A 20,411-nucleotide genomic window follows, 5' to 3' on the forward strand; every position below is an offset into this window, starting at 1 on the left:
TTCAAAGCCCCCACATCATCTCCGTCCTCCACATTACAGCTGGCACGGGGGGAGGCCTTAGCTCGGCTGGTGCATCAGCCTTCACGTAGCCCGGGGGAACCTGGATCCTGGGATACGATACTTCCCCCCTTCCCCTACCCTTCACGGTGAGCCTCACCCTGCCAGCGTAACAGTTAAACGTGCCCCTCTCATAGAAGAGAGGGGTGAATGAAGCGTCCACAAGGATCTTGGAGATGAATAAGGGTTCCTCGGCCTCGTTCACTGCTTCAACCTCAAGGATGCATTCACCGGGCTCGGTAACAGGCTTCTCATAGTGTAGCTGGCTCCGCCAGTGTCTACATATGAGCCCTGTTATCTCTTCAAGCGTTGCATGCGGCCCGTAGAGCGTGTACTTATAGTACTTGCCGAGGGGGATCACATCTATCAGCCTATAGTAGTCGTCTCCCACGACGAAGACGCCTAGATCCACGGGGATCTTAACGGTGAAAGCGATCGAGGAGCTGGGCGGTATGAGTGATTTATCAGCTAGCTCGATGAGAATGTGCCTCGTGATGAACTCGGGCACGTAGAGGGAGTGGACTGGTTCAGCCACCAGGCTGTGCTCGCCGAATACTTCCAGCGACACCTCTACTTCTCCATCGCTACGCATCCTACGGTACCTGCCACGCCCCGGGTCGTACTCGACCACGCTGTCGCCGAGGCTCACCCTGCCCGTTATCCCTACACCATACATCTAGTGCTCCCCGTGCCCGTGGAAAACATGTCCCCAGGCTACGTCTACATGGTTATAATCCCGCAGAGTAATAACTGTTTCCAGCCCTAGAGAGCTATGGAAGGGGCAGGCCTTGCCACTCTACCTTGTAACGGTAGCCGGGGAAATACCGCTTAAATCCCCTAGAACCCGTCCAAGACTCTACGCTATGCTCGCTGAGAACATTAAGAGAACGCTCGCCAGGAAAGGGATCACGGTCTCCGCGGTCAGGTTCACCGATGCCAAGATCCTCGTGGAGGCCGGGGGCGACGCGCTTCAAGCCTTGAGCAGGGTTTTCGGGGTCCACAGGGTTTCAGAAGTACAGGCAATAGAGTTCACGAGCCTTGAGGAACTTGTGAGGGAGGTTGCCTCCAGGAGTATTGAACACGTTAAAGGCAAGAGGTTCGCTGTAAGGGTTAAGAGAAGCGGTAGACACGGCTTCACATCGCTTGATGTAGCAAGGGAGATCGGTGCTGCATTAAAGCCTTTCTCAGCGGGCGTTGACCTAGAGAACCCTGAGGTAGAGGTCGTGGTTGAGGTGAGGGGTAGCACAGCCTACCTCCACGGCAGGATCATCGAGGGCCCTGGCGGGCTTCCAACCGGGAGTGGTGGAAGAGCCCTTGTCTTGTTCTCAGGTGGCTTCGACTCCCCTGTGGCAGCATGGCTCATGGCTAAGAGAGGGTTGGAAGTCGACTTCCTCCACTATATGATGGGTTCAAGCGAGGTGAGCCGTCAAGCCTTTGCCGTTGCGAAGAAGCTGGCTGATGAGTGGCTTAGCAGTTATGACCCAAGGTTTATCACCATTGACTTCACCCCTCTTATAGCTGAAATAGAGGGGAAGATCGAGTGGAGCTACAGGCAGGTGGTTCTAAGGGCACTGATGTACATGGTGGCGGGCAGGGTTGCTGAGAGACTGGGATACGATGCCCTAGTCACGGGTGAAGCACTCGGCCAGGCATCTAGTCAGACGCTTGCAAACCTGAGGGCTGCCGAATACGCTGCTTCACCAGGCTGCATTGTGCTGAGACCCTTGATAGGCTTCGATAAGGAGGAGATAGTAGGGTACTCGAGGAGGATAGGGCTCTACGAGTACTCGTCAAGAGTGGCTGAGGCATGTGCTATAGCCCCCACGCATGTGGCGACAAGGGTGAGCCCTGAGAAGCTTAGGGAGCTACTGGGGAGGCTGGACGCGGGCCTCGTAGATAAGGTTGTCGAGGAACTGAGGATAGTTGACCTCCACACTGGTAGGCCTGAAGACGCTGTGCCAGGTTACAGGGAGGAAGTTGACTCGATACCGCCTGACTCCATAGTCATCGATGCGAGGAGCTATGAGGAGTATAGGCGTGACGCACTGCCAGGCGCCCTCCACCTGAGCATGGTTGACTTCGAGAGGCTGCCAAGGGATAAGCCGGTTGTACTCTACTGTAGCACGGGCGGTATCAGCCTCCTCCTTGCAAGGGAGCTCCGTGGCAAAGGGTTTAAAGCATACAGCTTGAAGGGAGGTATCGCAGCCTACAGGGCTCGCTCACGCGGTGGGAGCTCTACTTAGTCCTCGTCTTCCTCATGTATCCTAGGATCTCGCTTCCCCGGGTGCCTGCAAGCCACTTTACAACCTCTTCCGGTAGCCCGTAGCCCTTGGCCAGTTTCGCCGCGTACTTCGGGTTGTGTCTGAATATCACTCTGAGGAATGGTATCACATCACTCCTTACCACGGTCTTACTGGTTAGGAGACGGCGGGACAACTGCTCAGCCAGGCTCTCCCTTATCTCCCTGGAGCGCTTGGCCTCGCTCATCAGCTTCAGTCTCTCAGGCGACTTGAAGGGCTTCCATCTATACCTGTATGTTTTCCTCGCGAAGGCCACGCCCGGCCCCATCATCTCCAGCACGTAGCTTAATAGATCCCAGTTCTGGGTTCTAACTATCCTGCCCATGTATACGTCTGCTCTGCTCAACGCGTCATAGGCTCTGGCCACCTCCTCGGGGTCCTCGTAGTATGTCGGAATGTGCTCGTTGATCCATATTATGAACTCGTCTGGTGCGAGATCGGTTGATGTCGCGTACTCCTTGGCCTGGAATATGTATCTGGCATTGAAGAGCTTCTGCAACGCCTCGTAGGGAGCGTACACCCTGTTCCTATACGTGGAGAGCTCTTTAACGGCATTCACGGTGACGCCGCCGCTTAAACCGGCCAATGCTTCAAGATCGTTTATAGCGCTCCTCAGGTCTCCCTCACTCCTCCTAGCTATCTCCCTAAGCGCCTCATCCTCGCAGAACAGCTTCTCGGCTCCACATATCTTCTTCAACACCTTTACGACCACGCTCTCGCTAAGCCTCTTGAAGCCTATTACCTCGGAGAGCTCCCTTAACGGGCGTAGGGCCTGTGAGTACGGGTTGTTAGCGGTCATGATAATAGGGTTCGCGGTGGCCTTAATCACCTCGACAAGGGCTTCGATGCCTCCGGCGTCAGCCCTTGGATCCATGCCGTCGACTTCATCGAGCAGTATTATCTTCCTAGACCCTGTAAGCGCCCCGGATCTACTCGCCAACTTAACTATCCTGTCAATATCCTCCTTCCTCCTTGCATCACTAGCGTTCATTTCGAAGAGCTGGTAGCCCTTGCTCCTTGCAACAGCCTCTACAAGGCTTGTCTTACCGCATCCAGGGGGACCGTGGAGAAGAGCTGCTTTCTTCCCGGGTACCCCTTTCTCCCATGACTCCAGCCATGCTATCAGCTTTTCTTTCGCTTCCTCCTGGTCTTCGAACTCCTCGAGGGTTCTCGGCCTATACTTTATTACCCAGGGCACTCTTTGATGACTCAAGGCGTTACCCCGTCTTGAATTTTCTACCTATTAACGCTAGCCTCGCTAGGAAAGCGTTCAACTGTATCTCGTCGTCCGCCCCCTCCACAAGCCTGAACTGTATTTCTCCAGCTAGATCCGCTATCAGCACCCTCATCTCGTCAGGTATCTTCACCTCCTGGCTGAATATCTCCTTATGTATCTGCCTGATGATGTCGACACCGCTCAACCCGTACTCTATCATGAGTGTTCTAAGCTTGTTCCTTGCCTCCGTGAAGTTCCCTGAGAGAGCCTCGTTCAGCATCTCCCTTACCTCCCTGGGGTGCGCTAGCCCTATAACCTTGTATACAGCCTCCTCCACTACCTCCCCGAGGGCAGCGGTTGTCTGGAGGATGTTTATAGCCCGCCTCATGTCTCCCTCCGATAGCTCGTATATTGTTTCAAGGGCTCTCTCATCGCATTTAACCTTCTCAGCGTTGCAGATGTATCTAAGCCTCTCCACGACATCCTCCTTCCTGAGGGGAGAGAACCTGAAGATGGCTGTCCTACTCTGAATAGGCTCTATTATTTTACTCGGGTAGTTAGCCGTCAGGATGAACCTGGTTGTAGCACTATAGAGCTCCATGAGCCTCCTCAACGCCTGCTGTGCATCAGCCGTCATGTTGTCTGCTTCATCGAGGAGGACTATCTTGAACGGTACCTCTCCGACAACCCTTGACCTGGCGAACTCCTTCACCTTGCCCCTTATAACCTCTATCTTCCTCTCATCCGACGCGTTCAACTCCAGCATGTACTTCTTGTAGTCGTCGCCGTAGAGGTCGTGTGCCAGGCAGTGAGCCATAGTCGTCTTACCCGTACCCGGTGGCCCGGCGAAGAGCATGTGGGGTATGCTCTTCTCCTCAACGAATTTCTTCAGCCTGACAACTATCTCCTTCTGGTTCACAACTTCGTCGAGTGTTCTAGGACGGTATTTTTCAGCCCACAGTAGCTCTGCCTCACTCAAGCCAGACACCTTGAGCCTCCATGGATAGATTATATTGGGTGCAAGGATATTAAAGGGATGACACATCAACTATCACCTTGGTGAACGGTTTTGAACGGTTTACTGGAGCTCGTAGGCCTCCTTGCAGGCAGCTTTGTCTCGAGGGACTACGAGGAGGAGCCGGTCAAGATAACCGTCACCGTTCAAGGCATCACTGTTTTCATCGAGGACGGCTTCGTCGAGCTGGCAAAGGGCTCCGAGCACATAGTGCCGAGATGGGTGGCCAGAGAGCTGGCGGCGAAAGGATATGCCACGATAACCGAGGACGGCATCGACAAGGAGAGGCTGGCGAAGCTCCTGTTCCTTGAGGACAGGTATAAGAGTCAGCCGCGATTCGAGGAGTTGAAGGGATACTTCTACCGCAGGCTTGGGGAGAAGATAAAGGAGACGCTGGAGGAGCATGGGAAGTCCCGTGACCTTAGGCGCCTCGAAGAACTCAGCGAATCCGTGAAAATGTATAGGGATGCACTGGTGTCCCTCACCCGTTTGAGAGCTAAGAAAATAGTGGGCTTCCTGACGGCGCCAGGGTATCCTGCTGAAGCCGTGAACAACTTAAGCTTGGAGGAGAAGATATTCTTCAACAGCCTAAGGACGCTTCTAGACACGTACTTCAAGGTGATAATCGGGGTTGATGTAGGTGAGCCGGGAAAGTAGCCTTGAAACCGGTTTAAGGGGCGCCGAGCTCACAGAGGCCTTCAAGAAGTTCATAGACACATACCGCTCCAAGGAGGGGCTCCGCAAGTACGAGGAGAGAATAGGGCAAATGGTGGGCATGGGGCAGAGAAGCCTCATCGTGGACTTCACTGATCTAATAGGATACAGCAGGGAGCTGGCGAACACACTTATAGATAGGCCGGACGAGGCCTTGGAGAGCTTCAGCGATGCAATACGCTCGATCGTGGAGAGAGACTACCCCGAGTACGCTAGGAAGGCTGTGAAGTTCTACCCGAGGCTCAGGAACCCGCCTGAGACACTGAGGATCAGGGATATTTCAAGCGACTACATTGGTAAGCTGATAGCCATAGAAGGGATAGTTACAAGGGTCACCAGGATAGATGCAAGAATAGTTAAGGCAACATACAGGCATGCAGACCCTGAGACAGGCGTACACGAGTTCCACTACCCAGAGGAGGGGGAAATGGGGGAGAGACTTGAGAGACCACAGCTGTGTCCGGTGTGCGGTAAACCGGGCAGGTTCGAGCTGATCCCTGAGAAAAGCGTCTTCATAGACTGGCAGAAAATAGTCGTACAGGAGAAGCCCGAGGAGGTTCCCGGCGGGCAGATACCCCGCAGCATAGAGGTCGTGTTGACAGGCGACATAGTTGACGCAGCGAGACCCGGCGACAGAGTCGTGGTGATCGGGATCCTCCGCGTAGCACCTGTGACATCGATCGATAAGCGCGGCCCTAGGGCGGTTTTCTCCTTCTATATTGATGCAAACAATGTCGAGGTGCAGGAGAAGGTCCTGGAGGAGATAGAGATAACGAAGGAGGATGAGGAGAGGATCAGGGAGCTAGCCAGGGATCCATGGATAAGGGAGAAGATTATCGCGAGCATTGCGCCAGGCATATATGGATACTGGGACATAAAGGAGGCAATAGCACTACTACTCCTAGGCGGCGTACCCAAGATACTCCAGGATGGCACGAGGATCAGGGGAGACATACATGTCCTGTTGGTCGGCGACCCGGGTACAGCTAAGTCGCAGCTACTCCAGTTCACATCGAGGCTAGCGCCGAGAGGCCTCTACACGAGTGGGAAGGGGTCTACTGCTGCAGGCTTAACGGCAACGGTACTGAGGGATAAGGCCACCGGTGAGTATTACCTGGAGGCAGGGGCCCTCGTGATAGCTGACGGAGGCGTCGCCTGCATAGACGAGATAGATAAGATGAGGGATGAGGACAGGAGCGCTATACACGAGGCGCTAGAGCAACAGACTGTCAGCATAGCTAAAGCCGGGATAGTTGCGAGGCTCAATGCAAGAGCATCAGTCCTCGCCGCGGGGAACCCTAAGGATGGAAGATACGATCCAACCAAGCCGATAAGCAAGAACATTGATCTCCCTCCGACAATACTCTCAAGGTTCGACCTCATATTCACAATAAAGGATCTACCGAACCCCGAGCAGGATCGGAAGCTTGCACGCTACGTTCTCGGCGTGCACAGTGATGTCGAGAAGACGCGTCCGCTGATAGACCTCCAGCTCCTCAAGAAGTATATAAGCTACGCGAGAAGATACGTGCATCCACAGCTGACCCCGGAGGCAGCCAAGCTAATAGAGGAGTTCTATGTAAGCATGAGGAAGTCCTCTATACCCAGTGACCCAACACGCCCAGTCGCAATAGCCATAACACCGAGGCAGCTTGAGGCACTCGTGAGGCTTACAGAGGCCCATGCACGCCTCTCCCTGAAGAGCAAGGCGACACTAGAGGACGCTGAGGAAGCAATAAGGCTGATGCTCGTCATGCTGACCAAGATAGGTATAGATGTTGAGAGCGGCATGATAGACATAGATGTCATCGAGTCAGGTGTGTCAGCATCCAGGAGGGAGAAGAAGAGGAAGTTCAGAGAATTCCTCTTCAGCATCCTGGAAGAAGTCAGCGAGATAAGCGTCAGCGAGGTCATTAAGAGGGCTAGGGAGAAAGGGTTTGAAAGAGAATTCGTCCAGGAGGAGATAAAAGACATGTTGAGGTCGGGTGAAATCTACGAGCCGAAAGTGGGCTACATAGCTAAAGCCTAGTTGCCTGAATCATCCAGCCTGATTCTTCGACTCAATCCACTTCCTTCTATGCGTCCACAGGGATGGAGGAGTCCACAGTATCCATGCCGGCACAGACTTTATGAACTCATACGCCTCCTCCCAGCCCTCTAGACCCAGCTTCTCCGCCAACTCCTCCAGGCCCATCGGGGTCTTCACGTATTCATGTAGAATGCTCAGGGTCTTCTCATCAATAGGTATCTCCTTCTCCCCTACTTTAACAACGTAAACACGCTCCCCGCTCACATCAGTCACCCTCTGAAACCTCTTGTAGAGTAGTAGTGTGAGAGGAGGTTTTAAACATGCCTCAGGACACTTACAGCTGAAAGCCCCGTCTTTTAAGGCGGGAGTGTCTCCGTGGCCTGCGAGGGATTCCCAGCCCTGAGTGTTGCCTTCAGGACTAGCCCCACCCCTCGCAGGGATAAAGAATCCATGACCACTCCGACTGCCCCATAGATGACGGGTGTAAACCCGGGGAGATGCAGGGAATCATAGAGCCCCTAAAGGAAAAACTCCTTTAGAGCTGAGAGGAGATCAGGTTTTATATCCCGTGGACGCCTTGTTTTAGACGCGGTGATAGCCGTGTCTACAAGTATTGAGCCAGGCCTCTACTGCGAGGAGGAATACCTGGTTGAAGAACACCATATAGCCAGCCATGTAGGCAGCGGCGAGGTCCAAGTGCTTTCAACACCCAGCATGATAGCCTTCATGGAGAGAACAGCGCTGAGATGCGTGGAGCCACGGCTCCCCGAGGGCTATACAACCGTGGGGACAATGGTCAACATCAAGCACTTGAATCCCGCTCCACGTGGAGCCAGGGTAAGGGTCTCCGCTAAACTGATAAGCGTGGATGGAAGACGCCTCCTCTTCGAGGTGAAGGCCTACTGGAACAATATGCTCCTAGGCGAGGGAACGCATGAAAGATTCATTGTTAACAGGGAGAAATTCATTGAGAAAGTGAAGTCCATGATCACCCAGAAGTGATTTTCAACGAGTGGGGCCGCCGGGATTTGAACCCGGGACCACCGGCGCTCCGGGAGTCCTGGGCCACGGGGGTACTCCCCCCAGGCCGGCATCCTAGCCAGGCTAGACGACGGCCCCTTCAACCGTATCCATAAGGTGCGGATGCCTTATAAACAATACCGTTTCCATGAATAGCGGTATGCGCACTTTCAGTGCTGTCTAAGGGTATTTAAACCTTGTGCCCCGTAATACATTAAATGTTTGATTAAATATTATTGTAATAGCTATCAATATTATACTCCGATAAAGTTATAACAATTGTTTAAAGGTATTACGCGACCCCACTCTTATCCCATGGTATTACGAGAATACATACTAAGGTGATACCGGTGCCTATTAGATACCGGTGTAAGAGATGCGGATTCGTACTCTTCGAGTTCAACAGGGTTGGACAGGACTACTGGGGGGTGCCGACACCGGAGGAAGTCTACAGGCTCAGCGGCGGCGTGTGCCCCCGTTGCAAGTCGCTCCTGGATATACCGGGGCCAGGTGAGATACGGAGCAGGATTGAGATAAGGCCGGCAGTAACCCTGAGGTATACTGTGCCGAGGACGGTGCCCAGCGAGCCGGCTGCAACCAGGCCTTGAACCCTACCTCTGGTTCTTTCTACCCGGTGTTTAAGCCCATGGCTTCAAGGAACCTGTGTAAGGAGTCCTCGCTGTAGTTCTCCTTGTACCTCTTGAGCTCAACCCTAGCTCTCCCCCTGTCCACGCCGAGCTCCTGGAGGATTCTCCCACTATGCTTAAACCTGTAGAGTATGAAGGACGCGAAAGATGAAAGGTTCCCCGGTTTCTCCGATACTCTCGCACTCTCCCAGTCTATGATCTTCACGCTGTCCCTGCAGATGAAGACGTGGTCGCCTGGACGGTTGAGCTCCCCGTGGTCAACCCGCGTGGAGTCAAGCCTCCACAAGGCGGTGAAAACCATGCGGAGCAGCTTCTTCAACTCCTTAATCCTCCCTGCCTCGCTGAGCTCTGCAAGCACGTCTTCCACAGGTCTGCATCTCAGTGGATCAATGAGCTCCCTGAATATGTAGTCCCTACTATACGTGTAGAGCTCTGGTACAACCCCTGACCCACCCGCCTTCATCATTGACTCAGCTTCCCTGGATAAATCATCCCTCCTACTATCCAGCCTCCTAAGCTTCAACACACCTAACCCATGCCTCCTGTGGTATGCTGCGACAACTATTGAGGAATACCCTTTGCCGAGTACTCTGACCCCGTGTATCACCGAGCCTGTTTCAAGCAGGTATATGAAGCCGTCTCTCATCAGCCTGTCGACTCTTTCAGCTAGGAGACTCCCTTCACAATCACTTGGGAAGCAGAGTATTCTACGCGTATAGGGGTCGTTTAAACCCCTAGCTAGGAAATGCACTTCTCCATCCATGAAGGCGTCTTCAATACGAATTCCGAGACCCATGTCAACGCCCCTTTACCAGCCAGCTCTCTAACAGTGTCTGAATCAAGGATCCTTATGGAAGGTCTCCTCCCCTTGAAGTGGGGTGCAACACTGTACTCCCAAGCCCTTTCAACCAGTAGCTGCGTCACATCAGTGTATTTCCTTGGAGCCAGAGCGTTCAACAAGCCTCTCTCATCAATCCATAGGCCGACGCCGCTAGCCAGGTGCTTCGATATGAAGCTCAGGGCTCTCTCACCGAACCTGGTGGCTGGACCAGTATAGTGCCTGTAGACTGGTAGATTACATGCCTCGAGTTCGACCAGTATTGCGGAATACTTGTCCTCGTCGCTCCAGGGGGATGAATCAATAACATGGAAGCCCATGTTGTGGAGGAGCTTAACCAGTGCATCCCTAACCCTGTTTAACTCACCCCACACGACGTCGGGAGGCAGCTTCTCGTTGAGAACGTATTCAACTAGAACTATGCATCTCCCGGCGAGCCTCCCTGCCAGCTCCTCGGGCTGGGGTTGCCTAGAGCCTAGACCGTAGAATACGGGGGATGGATTAGCCATGTAGCATCTCGAGGCCAATGTGAGTGTTGAGAGACTCTTAAGGGATACATTGGCTGTGACATTCCTCATGGGGTCCACGGGGTCCGGCATGTATACCACTGAGTCAGGGTACTTCCTTCTAAACTCCTTCCAGAACCCCTTGTCGACGCCCAACGTATCTATGTAGACAGGGGGGTTCCACTGGGAGGCCTCCTCTAGAACCCTTCTCAGCGAACCATACTTGGCTATGAGTAGTTCAACAGCGTAGCCGCTGAACCCCTTGGTCTTCACCTCTGCACCATACACGTTTATCCCCTTCATGAACTTCTTCAAAAGCCTTGCCTGATCCCTCATCTCGGGGGTTAGCTTCTCCCTGACAAACCTCGTGTGAAACGGTGTCCTGTCCACAGCTGTCCTCACTCTTGCAGGGTCAGATATGTTGAAGGCTGGCACTATGTCCGCCTCTACATCACTCACCCTGACTCTTACATACGGGTGCTCCGCATACCTGAGCTCGTAGCCTCCAAGCCTCCCGGCTGCCTCAACTATGAGCTTAAACCCCTTGGTCTTCAACTCCTCAATGCTCCAGGACTCCGGGTAGAGGACGAAGATATCCATATCCCTGTCTCCTGAGAGCCATGTGTCGTGTGCTATGCTCCCCTGTAGCGTCACCTCGGCTTCAACGCCGTGCTCGCTGAGAACCTTTTTAAGCGTCCCCGCTATGGTCTCGTAGACCCCGAGGACGTGGAGGTACTCCTCCTTGCTCGGCTTGATCAGTTTCAGCACTGCGTCCTCAACGCTCTCCATGCCCATCCCACTTCACTGTCATTGCTGCACCAGCTTCTTCACACATATGTTACTGTATATGGGACCCCGAGGTGTTAGAACGCTCTTCTTAACGATTACCTCGTCAACAGGGGTGTAACCGAAATCCATGTCCCTCATCTCCAGGAGCACCTTTACAAGCTTCTCGAGGCCCCTGTAGCCCTTGACTCTCGCAAGCGTTATATGTGGAGTGAACTCTTCTCTCTCAGGCTTCACCCCAAGCCTCCTTAGGCCAGCCTCGACAACCCTGTATAGTTCGAGGAGTTCTCCAGCGCCTTCCTCAATCCCCGCCCATATAACTCTCGGCCGCTCAAGACTTGGAAAACCCCCTATCCCCTTTACATGCATCTCGAAGGGCTTAAAGGAGATGCCGGTGACTATCCCGCAGACCTCCTCCACAGTGCTCCTTGGTACTTCACCAATGAACCTGAGCGTTAAGTGGATGTTCTCATCCTCCACGGGCTTCAAGTCGACGCCTACCCCGGCGACCCTGTCCCTGGCCTCTATCAACCTCCTCAACACATCCCTGTTCTTAACCTCGATGGCTATGAAGCTCCTCACCAGCTCACTGCTCAAGGCCCGCACCTCTTTAGCCAACCTTGAAACATTAAAATGTTTCCAAGTATATTAACCACACCCCGGGGCATGGAGGCTGAGTCATGCTCTTCATACTTGTTGCAGGAATGCCAGGCTCCGGGAAGAGTATAGTGGTTGAGGCGGCGAGGAAGCTGGGTCTACCGGTTTACACAATGGGAGACGTGATCAGGGAGGAGGTTGCGAGAAGATACGGTGTTGTAACCCCTGAGCTAATGGTCTCCACATCCAGCGAGCTGAGGAGGAAGCACGGTGAAAACATCGTGGCGGTTAGAACCATTGAGAAAATAGGGAGGGAAAACAGCGTTGTCGTCGTGGATGGTGTGAGGAGCCTCATAGAGGTCGAGGAGTTCAAGAAGCATGGAGACGTAGTCATAGTAGCCGTCCACGCCTCGCCTAGGACAAGGTTCAGGAGGCTTCTTGAAAGGAAGAGACCCGGGGATCCATCATCCTACGAGGAGTTCCTTAAACGGGACATGACAGAGCTGGGCTTCGGCCTGGGCAGCGTAATAGCCTTAGCGGACTACATGATTGTAAACGAGTCGAGCACCAGGGAGGCTGAGGAAGAAGCGTTTAAAATATTGGTGAACCTGGTGGGGAGGAGTGGTCAGAGTCGTGGTTGAAGCAGAAGTGAGGCCCACCGAGGACTCTGAGAAGGTTAAGAAAGCCGTAGGAAACGTGTTCGCAGGCGACGTGGTCATCAGTGATCAGGGAGGCGGCTACAGGCTGGCCAGAGGTGTCTCGCTTACGATAGAGTCGCTGAAACCGCTTAGGGAGCTGGCCAGGGTTCAGCAGGTGGAGCCGGCTCTCAGAAGCTATATCCACAGGCATCGCGAGAACAGGGCGATAACCATACTGCTACATAAGCAGGCGGCATATGTTGGTAAGCTATCCCTCGTTGACAGTGAGAAGGAGTCGCCTCTCGGCGCCATAAGGATCACTGTGGAAGGAGATGAAGCCGAGCTCGATGAGGCATCAAGGTATTTAACGGGCTCCAGTTAGAGGTAGAGGATCATCATGTCGCGGGCAACCACCGTGTTATAGAAGAACCTTAATCCATCCCTCAATACATCCTCATCACTATATCTGGCACTTATATGGGTTAAGACGAGTGAAGCAGCACCTGCCTCCAGGGCAGCTGAGGCAGCATCCCTTGTTGTTGAATGATACTCCTCATGGGCCTCGGGACCCATGTCGCTGGTGAAGGTTGATTCATGTATCAATACATCGACGCCCCGGCAGTTCTCAACCACGCTACTACACGGCATAGTGTCACCAGTGTAGCAGAGGGTTTTCCCCGCGACGGCTACATGGAAGCCGTAGGCCTCCACGCCATGGTTCACCGGGTATGCTCTCACAGAGATCTTTTCATCCCTGTAGACCTCGCCATTCGCCAACACCGTGAACTCCACCGGGAACCCGGGTTTAAGCAGCTTCCTCTCCAGTATGAGCCTAAAGTACTCGTCTAGTTCACGGGGGAGCAGTAGTTTAAGCGGCTCCTTCCTCCCGGTTAAACCCATTGTCTGGATTACCCCCGGTAACCCCAAGTAGTGGTCTCCATGGGGATGGGTTACGAATACGGCTTTAACCTTGAGCGGGCTTAACCCGGCTTTAAGCATCTTGGACTGGCATCCCTCGCCAACATCGAATAAATATATGTTGGAGTCGGCTTTAACCGCTATGCAGGGTAATCCACGTGTAACCGGTACCGCTGCGCCAGTGCCTAGGAAGAATACTCTAGCATTCATCCTTTCTCACCACGTATATAGCCCTGGTTAGCCCGCCGTGAACATACTGGTAGTAGCGGGCTATATCCGTGAATCCATGCCTGCAAAGCAGCCTGCTCACAGCGTCCTCGAGCCACGCCGGCGTCATGAAGCTCATGTAGCTGCCGCTCCTAAGCACATCCCATGCCTTCCCTAAGAATGCATCATAGAGGGCTAGCTGGCTCTGTCCATGAGTGCTCGCACCTCTCCCATAGGGTGGGTCGGTGGCTATCGCGTCAACGTTGACTACATTGATGAACGTGGAGTCGCCTAGAACCGGTATGGCGTTAGCCCTGTAGAACCTAAGGTTCTCTTCCATTCCGTGAGCCAGCCTCCAATCTACCTCGATCCCCACTGCCCTGATATTCATCGACCACGCCTCCATCAGTATGGTGCCTGTGCCAGCAAAGGGGTCTAGCAGTATACCACCCTCCCTGACCCGGGCAAGGTTTATCAGCAACCTTGATACATCAGGGGTTAATGCTATACTCCTCTTGAAGGGCCTGTGGCTCCCTCCCCTGAGCAGCATAGCCTTGGAGTCCTGCTCATATCCCTTAAGCCCTATGAAGACCAGGCCGTCAGTGAAGATCAAGCGGAGACGCCCTCTCCCAGTGCTCGACGCCTTCAAACCATGTAGGCTTGCAAAATAGGACACGTATCTTCCAGCCACGCCCTCGCTGACGCCCTTCTTGAGTATTGATGGATGTATCTCCTCGCCCTCCACTAGGCCTGGATCTATTGAGGCAGATGGATTATAGGGGTTGTCCACACCGAGGAGTAGCCCTGCCTCCTTAATGAAGCCGGCTCTCCACGTTACCTTCTCCTCTATGCCGCTACACGAGTGCCGAACCACGCATAGCATCGTGTAGCATTTAATGTCAACACCCCTACACATGTATGTCTCCAGTAGTGCTTTGAGCTCGCCTCTTGCAAGCGACTCGCCGTCTCCTCTAAGCAGGAAGTAGCTTGTGGAGGACTCCATGGGTTTATGCCACGCCTCTAGGGTTCGCTGCCAAGGATCTCCTTAACCACCGTTGCAAGCCGGGGCACTACGTCAACGTACTCCACCAGCGGGTGATCCACCCTTACCCCAAGCGTGTTTGCCAGGGCTATCCTCCTGACCCCTGCGTCAAGCATCCTGGTCAACGCGTTCCCTACGAGCAGCCCATGGGAGGTCGCTACATGTATTCTTCTCGCACCCTGCTTCATCAGCATCCTGGAGGCCTCGGCTATCGTTCCCCCGGTGCTCACTATGTCATCCACTATTATTACATCTCTGCCAGCCACCCTAAGCTCCCTGGGCGTGTAGCTGACTTCCCCTGTCACCCTATCCCTGGATTTAACCAGGTAGTCGTAGTCCACCCCAATACTGTTGGCTGCGAACCTCGCCCTCTCAAGCGCACCCTTGTCCGGTGCCAGGATAACGGGTCTCTCAGCATCACTCATCAAGGTCTTAACCAGGAGGTCTGACACCATTACGTTGACTATGTAGTCGTTGAGCTGGCTTAACAAGCTACTACTGTGGAAGTCGACTACTACCAGCTTCCTGAAGCCAGCTGCCTTAAGCGTGTTTACAACTATGAGGGCTGAGACCGGCTCCCCGGGCATGAATACCTTGTCCTGCCTCGAATACGCTAGGTACGGGATGACGGCGAGGTACATGGCAGCCTGGCTCCTGGCAAGCGCATCGCCCAGCATGAGCAGCTTGATGAACGCTTGATCCTGCATAGGGTACATTGTCGAGACGACTACAACCTTGGAGCCCTTGGCTTTCTCCGGCTCACTAATCCTCACATACTGCTCCCCGTCGGGGAAGACTTTTTCAACAACCCCCAGGGTCTCCGCACCTATCTCCCCGGCTAACCTGTAGCCTTCACCATAGTTCCCGGCTACTATAGCCTTGACCAAGCACGCCACCCATGCGTTATTAATAGGAGGGTTAAACTAATTTATTTAAGCAGGGTTGGGGAACGTGAAGTTCTCAATAGACATGCCAGGGGTCAGGGAAGCTGATTTCTGGGAGCCCCTTGGAGATGGAAGGGTGAGGTGTAATCTCTGCCACAGGAGATGCATCATAGTGCCGGGGGCTTATGGTGCATGCGGCGTTAGATACAACCACGAGGGCAAGCTCTACACGCTTGTCTACGGGTTGCTGACGGCTGCAAACCCGGATCCAATAGAGAAGAAGCCCTTGATGCATTTCAACCCGGGCTCCTGCGCGTTCTCCATCTCGACAGCTGGATGCAACTTCTACTGCAGGTTCTGTCAGAACTGGGTGCTCAGCCAGTCGAGGAGGAACGGCATGTTTGGCAAGCCCTATGAGCCATGGGAGGTAGTCGAGGAAGCAGTAGGCAGTGGATGCCAGGGGATAAGCTACACGTATAACGAGCCCACGGTATTCTACGAGTTCATGTATGATGTAGCCAAGCTAGCCAAGGAGAAGGGCTTGTACAACACGATGGTTACAAACGGGTATATGACGCCGGAGGCAATTGGGAAGCTCGGCGGGCTAATTGATGCCGCAACCGTGGACTTTAAGGCATCGGGGAACAAAGACTTCTACAGGAGATACATGGGGGTACCCGACCCCTCCCCAATATATGAGAGCCTCATCGAGATGAAGAAGCAGGGATGGTGGATAGAGGTAACAAACCTCATCGTGCCGAGAGTAGGCGACAGGATTGAGGACACTGTGAAGCTGGCTGAGTGGATTGCCTCAAACCTAGGGGATGAGACACCCTTCCACCTGCTGAGGTTCCATCCAGACTACCTGATGCTAGATGTCCCGGCTACACCTGTTGAAACCCTTGAGAAGCATGCTGAGGCAGCTAGGAGAGCCGGGTTGAAGCACGTGTACATTGGGAATGTATGGGGGCATCCACTTGAGAACACTTACTGTCCCAAATGCGGTAGCCTAGTGGTTGAGAGAAGAGGCTTCTACATAGTTGACTGGAGGCTCAGGGAGGGATTTAAATGCCCTGTATGCGGGTATAGATTGAATTTCGCCGGGAGACCTCATAGATCCCGTGGTTTATTCATGTATTGGTGAGCCCCATGCCCTACTTCATAATAGTTCTCGGAACAGCTGGAAGCGGTAAAACCTCTCTAACCAGCATGCTGCACACATACCTTGTCTCACACCAGCTTGACGCAGCGATAGTGAACCTTGACCCGGCTGTTGAAGAACTACCATATGACCCAGACATCGATGTCCGAGACTACGTGGATGCGAGGGATGTCATGAGGAGAAGGGGCCTGGGACCCAATGGAGCGTTAATAGCCTCCATAGACATGCTGCTGGCCAACATACAGGAGATCCAGGATCTAGTGTGGAGCATGAAGGCCAACTACATCCTGATTGATACACCGGGGCAAATGGAGCTCTTCGCGTTCAGGGACACTGGTTCAATAGTGCTTAAATCCATAGTGGGCGATGCGAAAGCCGTGGCATTATACCTCATAGACTCCACCTACGCCTCCAGGAGCTCCAACATCTTTTCAGCACTACTCCTAGCTGCGTCAACGCATGCCAGGCTAGGCTACCCCCAGGTCAACGTGCTCACCAAGGTGGACCTCCTCAGCGAGGAGGCTATGGGGAAGTTGACGGGGCTCCTAGATGACCCAGACACGCTTAGCGTGGAGATAGCTAGCGAGAAGCAGGCCAGCCTCGTATGGGATGAAGAAGAGATCTCATCCATCCTCGAGAAGCTACTAGTATTCGACATAGTTCCTGTTTCAAACACCCTTGGCGAGGGATTCGACTCCCTCTACGCTGCAATACAAAGGGTGCTTGCAGGAGGCGAAGACTACTTTACCGAGGAACCAAACCCTGTCCTATAGGGCCTCCCTGCACCTGTCCTCCAACAGCTTCAGCACGTTGGCCAGGTCGCTGTGCGAGGCCACCCTGTGGAATTCTACTCCAGCCCTTGCCGATGCATCTTCATCGTAGACTGTGTCGCCAATGAAAACTATGTCACCATACCTCGCCTTGAGATACCTTAACTGCTCAACCCTGTCGATAGAGTAATCCCGTGTAACAGCCTCAGTGATATACCCGGCTAAGCCGAGCTTCTCGATAACGGGTTTCAACGTCTCCATGCTTCTATGCGTGGCTATAACTATCCTGAAGCCCTCGGCGGCCAGCCTCCGTAATCCCTCAATGTTTCCACGTAAAGCCTCGGGATCCAGTAATGCGATCGTTCTCAACTCTTCTTCCTCCACTATCCTCCACGCCTTCTGCTTCTCCTCATCACTCAAGGGCAGCCGTGACAGGGAGAGCCCAAGCGGCTTTAGCTCGTGGCTCACTCCAAGCTCCCTTCTAATTCTTTCCCTGAGGCCCTCGAAGTCCACTAAGCTGGGTATCAGCGTGCCGTCTACATCGACCACTATTGTCCGCACGCACCTCATAGTACCCTCATCTTTTCAGGGTGCTGTGAAGCCACGTATACATCCCTGCCATCCCTAGTGTAGCCTACCAGCATGCCCTCCGTGTTGTAAGCGTAGAAGATGTTACCCTCCCTGTCGACACCTATGAAGCCGAGTGCGTCGAGCCCTACTGAGGCGTTGACGTGGCTCATAACCTTCCCTAGGGCTTCACGCAGGCCCACACCATTGGATACCTCTATATCGAGCCTCAGACACGGCATGGTTCTAATAATGTATTCACCGATACCCGTGGCACTGCACGCTGTATTAGTGGACGCGTAGAAGCCTGCACCCGGTACAGGGGTGTCGCCGACTCTCCCAGGGAGCTTTAATGTAACACCCCCCGTGCTCGTGGCGGCTGCGAGAACCCCTTTATCGTCGACGGCTACAGCGCCAACAGTGTCGAAGACGCTGACTAGCTCCTTTAACATCTGATAGTACACGCTACTATGCAGGGATGCGAACTCATATATCTTCTTATAGTACTCCTGCTTCAGCTCACCGCCGAGGAGCCTCCTCACAGCCTGGATATACCTGTCAACAACGTGCTGAGGCGGGGGTGGGAGAGGCGGAAGACCCTTGAGTAGGGCTAGCCTGTCAGCGTCCTCGCCTGCTAGCAGTATATGAGGGGTTTCCTCAGCCACGATCTTGGCCAGAAGGATCGGGTTACGCGTAGCCTTCACTGCTGCGACAGCTCCCATGAGCCCTGTCGAAGTCATTAATCCGGCGTCAAGGCTCCTCTCACCCAGCAGGTTGAGTGTTGAACCATAGCCTGCATTCAAGACACCTGAGTCCTCCATGCATCTCACAGCTTCGACAACGGCTTTCAACGCGTTATTCGACTCATCTAGGAGTCTCCATGCAAGCCTAGTGCACTCTCCTACAGCCTCCTCAGCTCTTCCCCTAACCGATTCATCTCTCCAACTACCTGCTCCCCCGTGGAGTACAAGGGCTTTAACCATGGCTCCCACCGGCTCCTCACTATTTGGTGACCGGCTTAAAACCATGCGGCAACACTCTCCTCCCACCACGAGGGTTACCGATAGCTTGGGGCGAATAGAACATGCTGTCATGGGCTATTAAAGCCCCTTCACTCATAGTGGTGTTCGTGTGCACTCATCACATGTATAGGGGAGCTGTATGAGCGGCCAGCCGACGCAGGATGCTACGGGTGGGCATGACGAGCTCTCTCAGTTTGTCTCCTCACTGGTTTTCGAGAGGGAGGGCTACGTTCTTCACGTCTTACCAGGCTTCTTCACGGTTGCAGCAGTCCTCGTGCTTCTCTACAATGTCAACATGGTGCTTAAAGTACTCGATGCCAGCGGTGTCTACTCTTCTTTCACCATTTTCCTCCTAGCCTACCTGATCTCGTCCACCGTGTCAACGTATCGCCTTCTCCGAATAGTTAAGAAGCACCTCTACGAGAGCAGTGTGGCAACATACTACTTTACTCGTGGAAGAGACCTCAGGGGCGCATTGCTTTACACGCGTAACGCTGTGACATCCTCAATGCTTCCATCCCCTGTAACAGGGGCCCTAGTAGCGTTCTTCACAGGTGCATACCCCGTGCTCTTAGTCTTCGTGGAGAAGGCCTTGAGGAACCATGTGGTTGAAGAAGAGAGCGTCCTTCTAGGTGGTTCACGAAGCAAGAGGTATACTGTGGTTGAAGTCGTCCTCGATCTCGCACTGGTGGTTGCATCGCTGGGCCTCTACACCTCTTACATGGCGTACAGGGTGGTGAAAGACTACAATAGGCATGTGTCAACGATACATGGCAGTCACCCTAATCCACCCGTCCCATCTACTCCACCGGGCTTGGGAAGCGATGAGTCTGTGTCCCGCGTGGTTGGAGCAATGCTTATAACGGTTGGCTTACTCTGGTTATCCTCGTACATGGGTGTCCCATATAGCTTCGCCTCCAATATATCTCTTGGACTAGCTTGGTTCGCATTGAATAAGGCATTGGAGGCCCGCAGGTATCCACTAGTGCTCGCAGTGAACATTGCATTAGTCTACGCGTTAATCGCCACCGGGCTGGTGGCAGGCGTGGCAGGATACCCTGTGTACGCTGAGCTGCTCGGCGCTCAGGCTAGGAATATAGGAGAAACCTTAGCCTCCATGGAGTTACCAATGCTAACCATGACGATATTCTTGAATAACCTGGCTGTCTCAGCAGCATCCATAGTGCCCTTTGGATCCGTGATCCTGTCTTCAGGCGTCTGTAACGCTGGATTAGTGATAGGGGTTGTTGTCTACGGGTTGCCGCTGGAAGAGGCTTTGAGAATCATATCAGTGCTCACCTATCCATACGCTATCGTGGAGATGCTTGCATACGCCGTGTTAGCGTCCTCGGTGACCAGGATCCATGAAGCAAGGAGGTACCTTGCAGTGGTGTCGGCGGGAATACTCTTACTCCTACTGGCTGCATACCTTGAGGCTTCAACGATCAAGACTATCTAACTGTGCAACAGCCGTTT

The 20,411-nt window shown here is 53.6% G+C and carries 22 protein-coding genes and 1 tRNA gene; 10 read left to right on the forward strand and 13 right to left on the reverse strand.

The genetic code is table 11. The annotated features are described in order from the left end of the window. Window position 1: 1 nt before the first annotated feature. Window positions 2-733 carry a DUF432 domain-containing protein gene (locus tag DESMU_RS02915; RefSeq protein WP_013562104.1) on the reverse strand — a complete coding sequence of 244 codons (732 nt, stop codon included), beginning with the start codon at window positions 731-733 and terminating at the stop codon, window positions 2-4. Window positions 734-845: 112 nt separating this feature from the next. On the opposite strand from DESMU_RS02915, the gene DESMU_RS02920 reads away from it, so the two are divergent. Next, window positions 846-2,300 carry a tRNA 4-thiouridine(8) synthase ThiI gene (locus DESMU_RS02920; RefSeq protein ID WP_013562105.1) on the forward strand — a complete coding sequence of 485 codons (1,455 nt, stop codon included), beginning with the start codon at window positions 846-848 and terminating at the stop codon, window positions 2,298-2,300. Here the strand turns inward: DESMU_RS02920 and DESMU_RS02925 are convergent. Both DESMU_RS02925 and DESMU_RS02930 read right to left on the reverse strand, forming a co-directional pair. Further along, window positions 2,293-3,570, reverse strand: coding sequence for a replication factor C large subunit (locus tag DESMU_RS02925; protein ID WP_013562106.1), 1,278 nt, complete (start codon window positions 3,568-3,570; stop codon window positions 2,293-2,295). The genes DESMU_RS02920 and DESMU_RS02925 overlap by 8 nt on opposite strands. A 4-nt stretch (window positions 3,571-3,574) precedes the next feature. Further along, window positions 3,575-4,552: a replication factor C small subunit gene (locus DESMU_RS02930; protein ID WP_048078518.1), complete on the reverse strand. Its 978-nt coding sequence runs from the start codon at window positions 4,550-4,552 to the stop codon at window positions 3,575-3,577. Between the two features lie 90 nt (window positions 4,553-4,642). Here DESMU_RS02930 and gins23 point away from each other — a divergent pair, with 90 nt between their 5' ends. Both gins23 and mcm read left to right on the forward strand, forming a co-directional pair. After that, entirely contained in the window at window positions 4,643-5,245 is a 603-nt protein-coding gene (gene gins23, locus DESMU_RS02935; RefSeq protein ID WP_013562108.1) for a DNA replication protein Gins23, read from the forward strand. Then, on the forward strand, window positions 5,229-7,331 hold the full coding sequence (mcm, locus tag DESMU_RS02940; protein WP_013562109.1) for a minichromosome maintenance protein MCM: 2,103 nt from the start codon (window positions 5,229-5,231) through the stop codon (window positions 7,329-7,331). The genes gins23 and mcm overlap by 17 nt, the downstream gene beginning before the upstream one ends. A 9-nt stretch (window positions 7,332-7,340) precedes the next feature. Here mcm and DESMU_RS02945 read toward each other — a convergent pair whose 3' ends face one another. Further along, window positions 7,341-7,595 carry a hypothetical protein gene (locus DESMU_RS02945; RefSeq protein WP_013562110.1) on the reverse strand — a complete coding sequence of 85 codons (255 nt, stop codon included), beginning with the start codon at window positions 7,593-7,595 and terminating at the stop codon, window positions 7,341-7,343. 336 nt (window positions 7,596-7,931) lie between these two features. Between DESMU_RS02945 and DESMU_RS02950 the strand changes: the two genes are divergently transcribed. Continuing rightward, window positions 7,932-8,333: a thioesterase family protein gene (locus tag DESMU_RS02950; RefSeq protein ID WP_013562111.1), complete on the forward strand. Its 402-nt coding sequence runs from the start codon at window positions 7,932-7,934 to the stop codon at window positions 8,331-8,333. An 11-nt stretch (window positions 8,334-8,344) separates the two neighbouring features. On the opposite strand, the gene DESMU_RS02955 is transcribed toward DESMU_RS02950, so the two are convergent. Continuing rightward, window positions 8,345-8,450 (reverse strand) — tRNA-Pro (locus tag DESMU_RS02955). A gap of 251 nt (window positions 8,451-8,701) precedes the next feature. Here DESMU_RS02955 and DESMU_RS02960 point away from each other — a divergent pair. Continuing rightward, window positions 8,702-8,959, forward strand: a complete 258-nt coding sequence (locus DESMU_RS02960; protein ID WP_013562112.1) for a hypothetical protein — start codon at window positions 8,702-8,704, stop codon at window positions 8,957-8,959. 19 nt (window positions 8,960-8,978) lie between these two features. Here DESMU_RS02960 and DESMU_RS02965 read toward each other — a convergent pair whose 3' ends face one another. The 3 genes from DESMU_RS02965 to thpR are packed head-to-tail and all read right to left on the reverse strand — an operon-like array spanning window position 8,979 to window position 11,734. Further along, window positions 8,979-9,794 carry a serine/threonine protein kinase gene (locus DESMU_RS02965; RefSeq protein WP_013562113.1) on the reverse strand — a complete coding sequence of 272 codons (816 nt, stop codon included), beginning with the start codon at window positions 9,792-9,794 and terminating at the stop codon, window positions 8,979-8,981. After that, window positions 9,737-11,131, reverse strand: a complete 1,395-nt coding sequence (gene cca / locus DESMU_RS02970; protein WP_013562114.1) for a CCA tRNA nucleotidyltransferase — start codon at window positions 11,129-11,131, stop codon at window positions 9,737-9,739. Before cca ends, DESMU_RS02965 begins: the two co-directional genes overlap by 58 nt. 18 nt (window positions 11,132-11,149) lie before the next feature. Continuing rightward, on the reverse strand, window positions 11,150-11,734 hold the full coding sequence (gene thpR, locus DESMU_RS02975; RefSeq protein WP_245526484.1) for an RNA 2',3'-cyclic phosphodiesterase: 585 nt from the start codon (window positions 11,732-11,734) through the stop codon (window positions 11,150-11,152). A gap of 74 nt (window positions 11,735-11,808) precedes the next feature. Here thpR and DESMU_RS02980 point away from each other — a divergent pair, with 74 nt between their 5' ends. After that, complete coding sequence (locus tag DESMU_RS02980; RefSeq protein ID WP_013562116.1) at window positions 11,809-12,366, forward strand: AAA family ATPase; 558 nt, start codon at window positions 11,809-11,811, stop codon at window positions 12,364-12,366. Next, window positions 12,347-12,745: an RNA-binding domain-containing protein gene (locus DESMU_RS02985; RefSeq protein WP_013562117.1), complete on the forward strand. Its 399-nt coding sequence runs from the start codon at window positions 12,347-12,349 to the stop codon at window positions 12,743-12,745. The genes DESMU_RS02980 and DESMU_RS02985 overlap by 20 nt, the downstream gene beginning before the upstream one ends. Here DESMU_RS02985 and DESMU_RS02990 read toward each other — a convergent pair. Genes DESMU_RS02990 through prs form a run of 3 tightly spaced genes read right to left on the reverse strand, consistent with a single transcriptional unit; the run spans window position 12,742 to window position 15,417 of the window. After that, entirely contained in the window at window positions 12,742-13,491 is a 750-nt protein-coding gene (locus DESMU_RS02990; protein ID WP_013562118.1) for a ribonuclease Z, read from the reverse strand. The genes DESMU_RS02985 and DESMU_RS02990 overlap by 4 nt on opposite strands. After that, window positions 13,481-14,491 (reverse strand): TRM11 family SAM-dependent methyltransferase, encoded by a 1,011-nt coding sequence (locus DESMU_RS02995; protein ID WP_013562119.1) that lies wholly within the window; start codon window positions 14,489-14,491, stop codon window positions 13,481-13,483. The genes DESMU_RS02990 and DESMU_RS02995 overlap by 11 nt, the downstream gene beginning before the upstream one ends. Window positions 14,492-14,508: 17 nt before the next feature. Then, the gene (prs, locus tag DESMU_RS03000) at window positions 14,509-15,417 is read right to left on the reverse strand and encodes a ribose-phosphate diphosphokinase (protein WP_013562120.1); all 909 of its coding nucleotides are present in this window, start codon (window positions 15,415-15,417) and stop codon (window positions 14,509-14,511) included. Between the two features lie 64 nt (window positions 15,418-15,481). On the opposite strand from prs, the gene amrS reads away from it, so the two are divergent. Together amrS and DESMU_RS03010 are read left to right on the forward strand one after the other, a co-directional pair. Further along, complete coding sequence (amrS, locus tag DESMU_RS03005; RefSeq protein WP_013562121.1) at window positions 15,482-16,558, forward strand: AmmeMemoRadiSam system radical SAM enzyme; 1,077 nt, start codon at window positions 15,482-15,484, stop codon at window positions 16,556-16,558. Between the two features lie 5 nt (window positions 16,559-16,563). Beyond that, entirely contained in the window at window positions 16,564-17,349 is a 786-nt protein-coding gene (locus DESMU_RS03010; protein ID WP_013562122.1) for an ATP/GTP-binding protein, read from the forward strand. Here the strand turns inward: DESMU_RS03010 and DESMU_RS03015 are convergent. Continuing rightward, a complete protein-coding gene (locus DESMU_RS03015) occupies window positions 17,344-17,916 on the reverse strand; it encodes an HAD family hydrolase (RefSeq protein ID WP_013562123.1) in 573 nt (190 codons plus the stop codon). The genes DESMU_RS03010 and DESMU_RS03015 overlap by 6 nt on opposite strands. Beyond that, window positions 17,913-18,896: an isoaspartyl peptidase/L-asparaginase gene (locus tag DESMU_RS03020; RefSeq protein WP_013562124.1), complete on the reverse strand. Its 984-nt coding sequence runs from the start codon at window positions 18,894-18,896 to the stop codon at window positions 17,913-17,915. The genes DESMU_RS03015 and DESMU_RS03020 overlap by 4 nt, the downstream gene beginning before the upstream one ends. 178 nt (window positions 18,897-19,074) lie before the next feature. On the opposite strand from DESMU_RS03020, the gene DESMU_RS03025 reads away from it, so the two are divergent. Further along, the gene (locus DESMU_RS03025) at window positions 19,075-20,394 is read left to right on the forward strand and encodes a hypothetical protein (RefSeq protein ID WP_013562125.1); all 1,320 of its coding nucleotides are present in this window, start codon (window positions 19,075-19,077) and stop codon (window positions 20,392-20,394) included. The last annotated feature ends 17 nt before the right edge of the window (window positions 20,395-20,411 follow it).

Origin of the sequence: Desulfurococcus mucosus DSM 2162 (assembly GCF_000186365.1) — an archaeon.
GTDB lineage: Archaea > Thermoproteota > Thermoprotei_A > Sulfolobales > Desulfurococcaceae > Desulfurococcus > Desulfurococcus mucosus.

Bases quoted from the DNA above. Each gene is read 5' to 3' on its own strand.
- DESMU_RS03015 (WP_013562123.1), bottom strand. From the start codon at position 17,916: ATGAGGTGCGTGCGGACAATAGTGGTCGATGTAGACGGCACGCTGATA.
- DESMU_RS02915 (WP_013562104.1), bottom strand. From the start codon at position 733: ATGTATGGTGTAGGGATAACGGGCAGGGTGAGCCTCGGCGACAGCGTG.
- DESMU_RS02995 (WP_013562119.1), bottom strand. From the start codon at position 14,491: ATGGAGTCCTCCACAAGCTACTTCCTGCTTAGAGGAGACGGCGAGTCG.
- DESMU_RS03020 (WP_013562124.1), bottom strand. From the start codon at position 18,896: ATGGTTAAAGCCCTTGTACTCCACGGGGGAGCAGGTAGTTGGAGAGAT.
- DESMU_RS03010 (WP_013562122.1), top strand. From the start codon at position 16,564: ATGCCCTACTTCATAATAGTTCTCGGAACAGCTGGAAGCGGTAAAACC.
- cca (WP_013562114.1), bottom strand. From the start codon at position 11,131: ATGGAGAGCGTTGAGGACGCAGTGCTGAAACTGATCAAGCCGAGCAAG.
- DESMU_RS02980 (WP_013562116.1), top strand. From the start codon at position 11,809: ATGCTCTTCATACTTGTTGCAGGAATGCCAGGCTCCGGGAAGAGTATA.
- DESMU_RS02990 (WP_013562118.1), bottom strand. From the start codon at position 13,491: ATGAATGCTAGAGTATTCTTCCTAGGCACTGGCGCAGCGGTACCGGTT.
- DESMU_RS02965 (WP_013562113.1), bottom strand. From the start codon at position 9,794: ATGGGTCTCGGAATTCGTATTGAAGACGCCTTCATGGATGGAGAAGTG.
- DESMU_RS03025 (WP_013562125.1), top strand. From the start codon at position 19,075: ATGAGCGGCCAGCCGACGCAGGATGCTACGGGTGGGCATGACGAGCTC.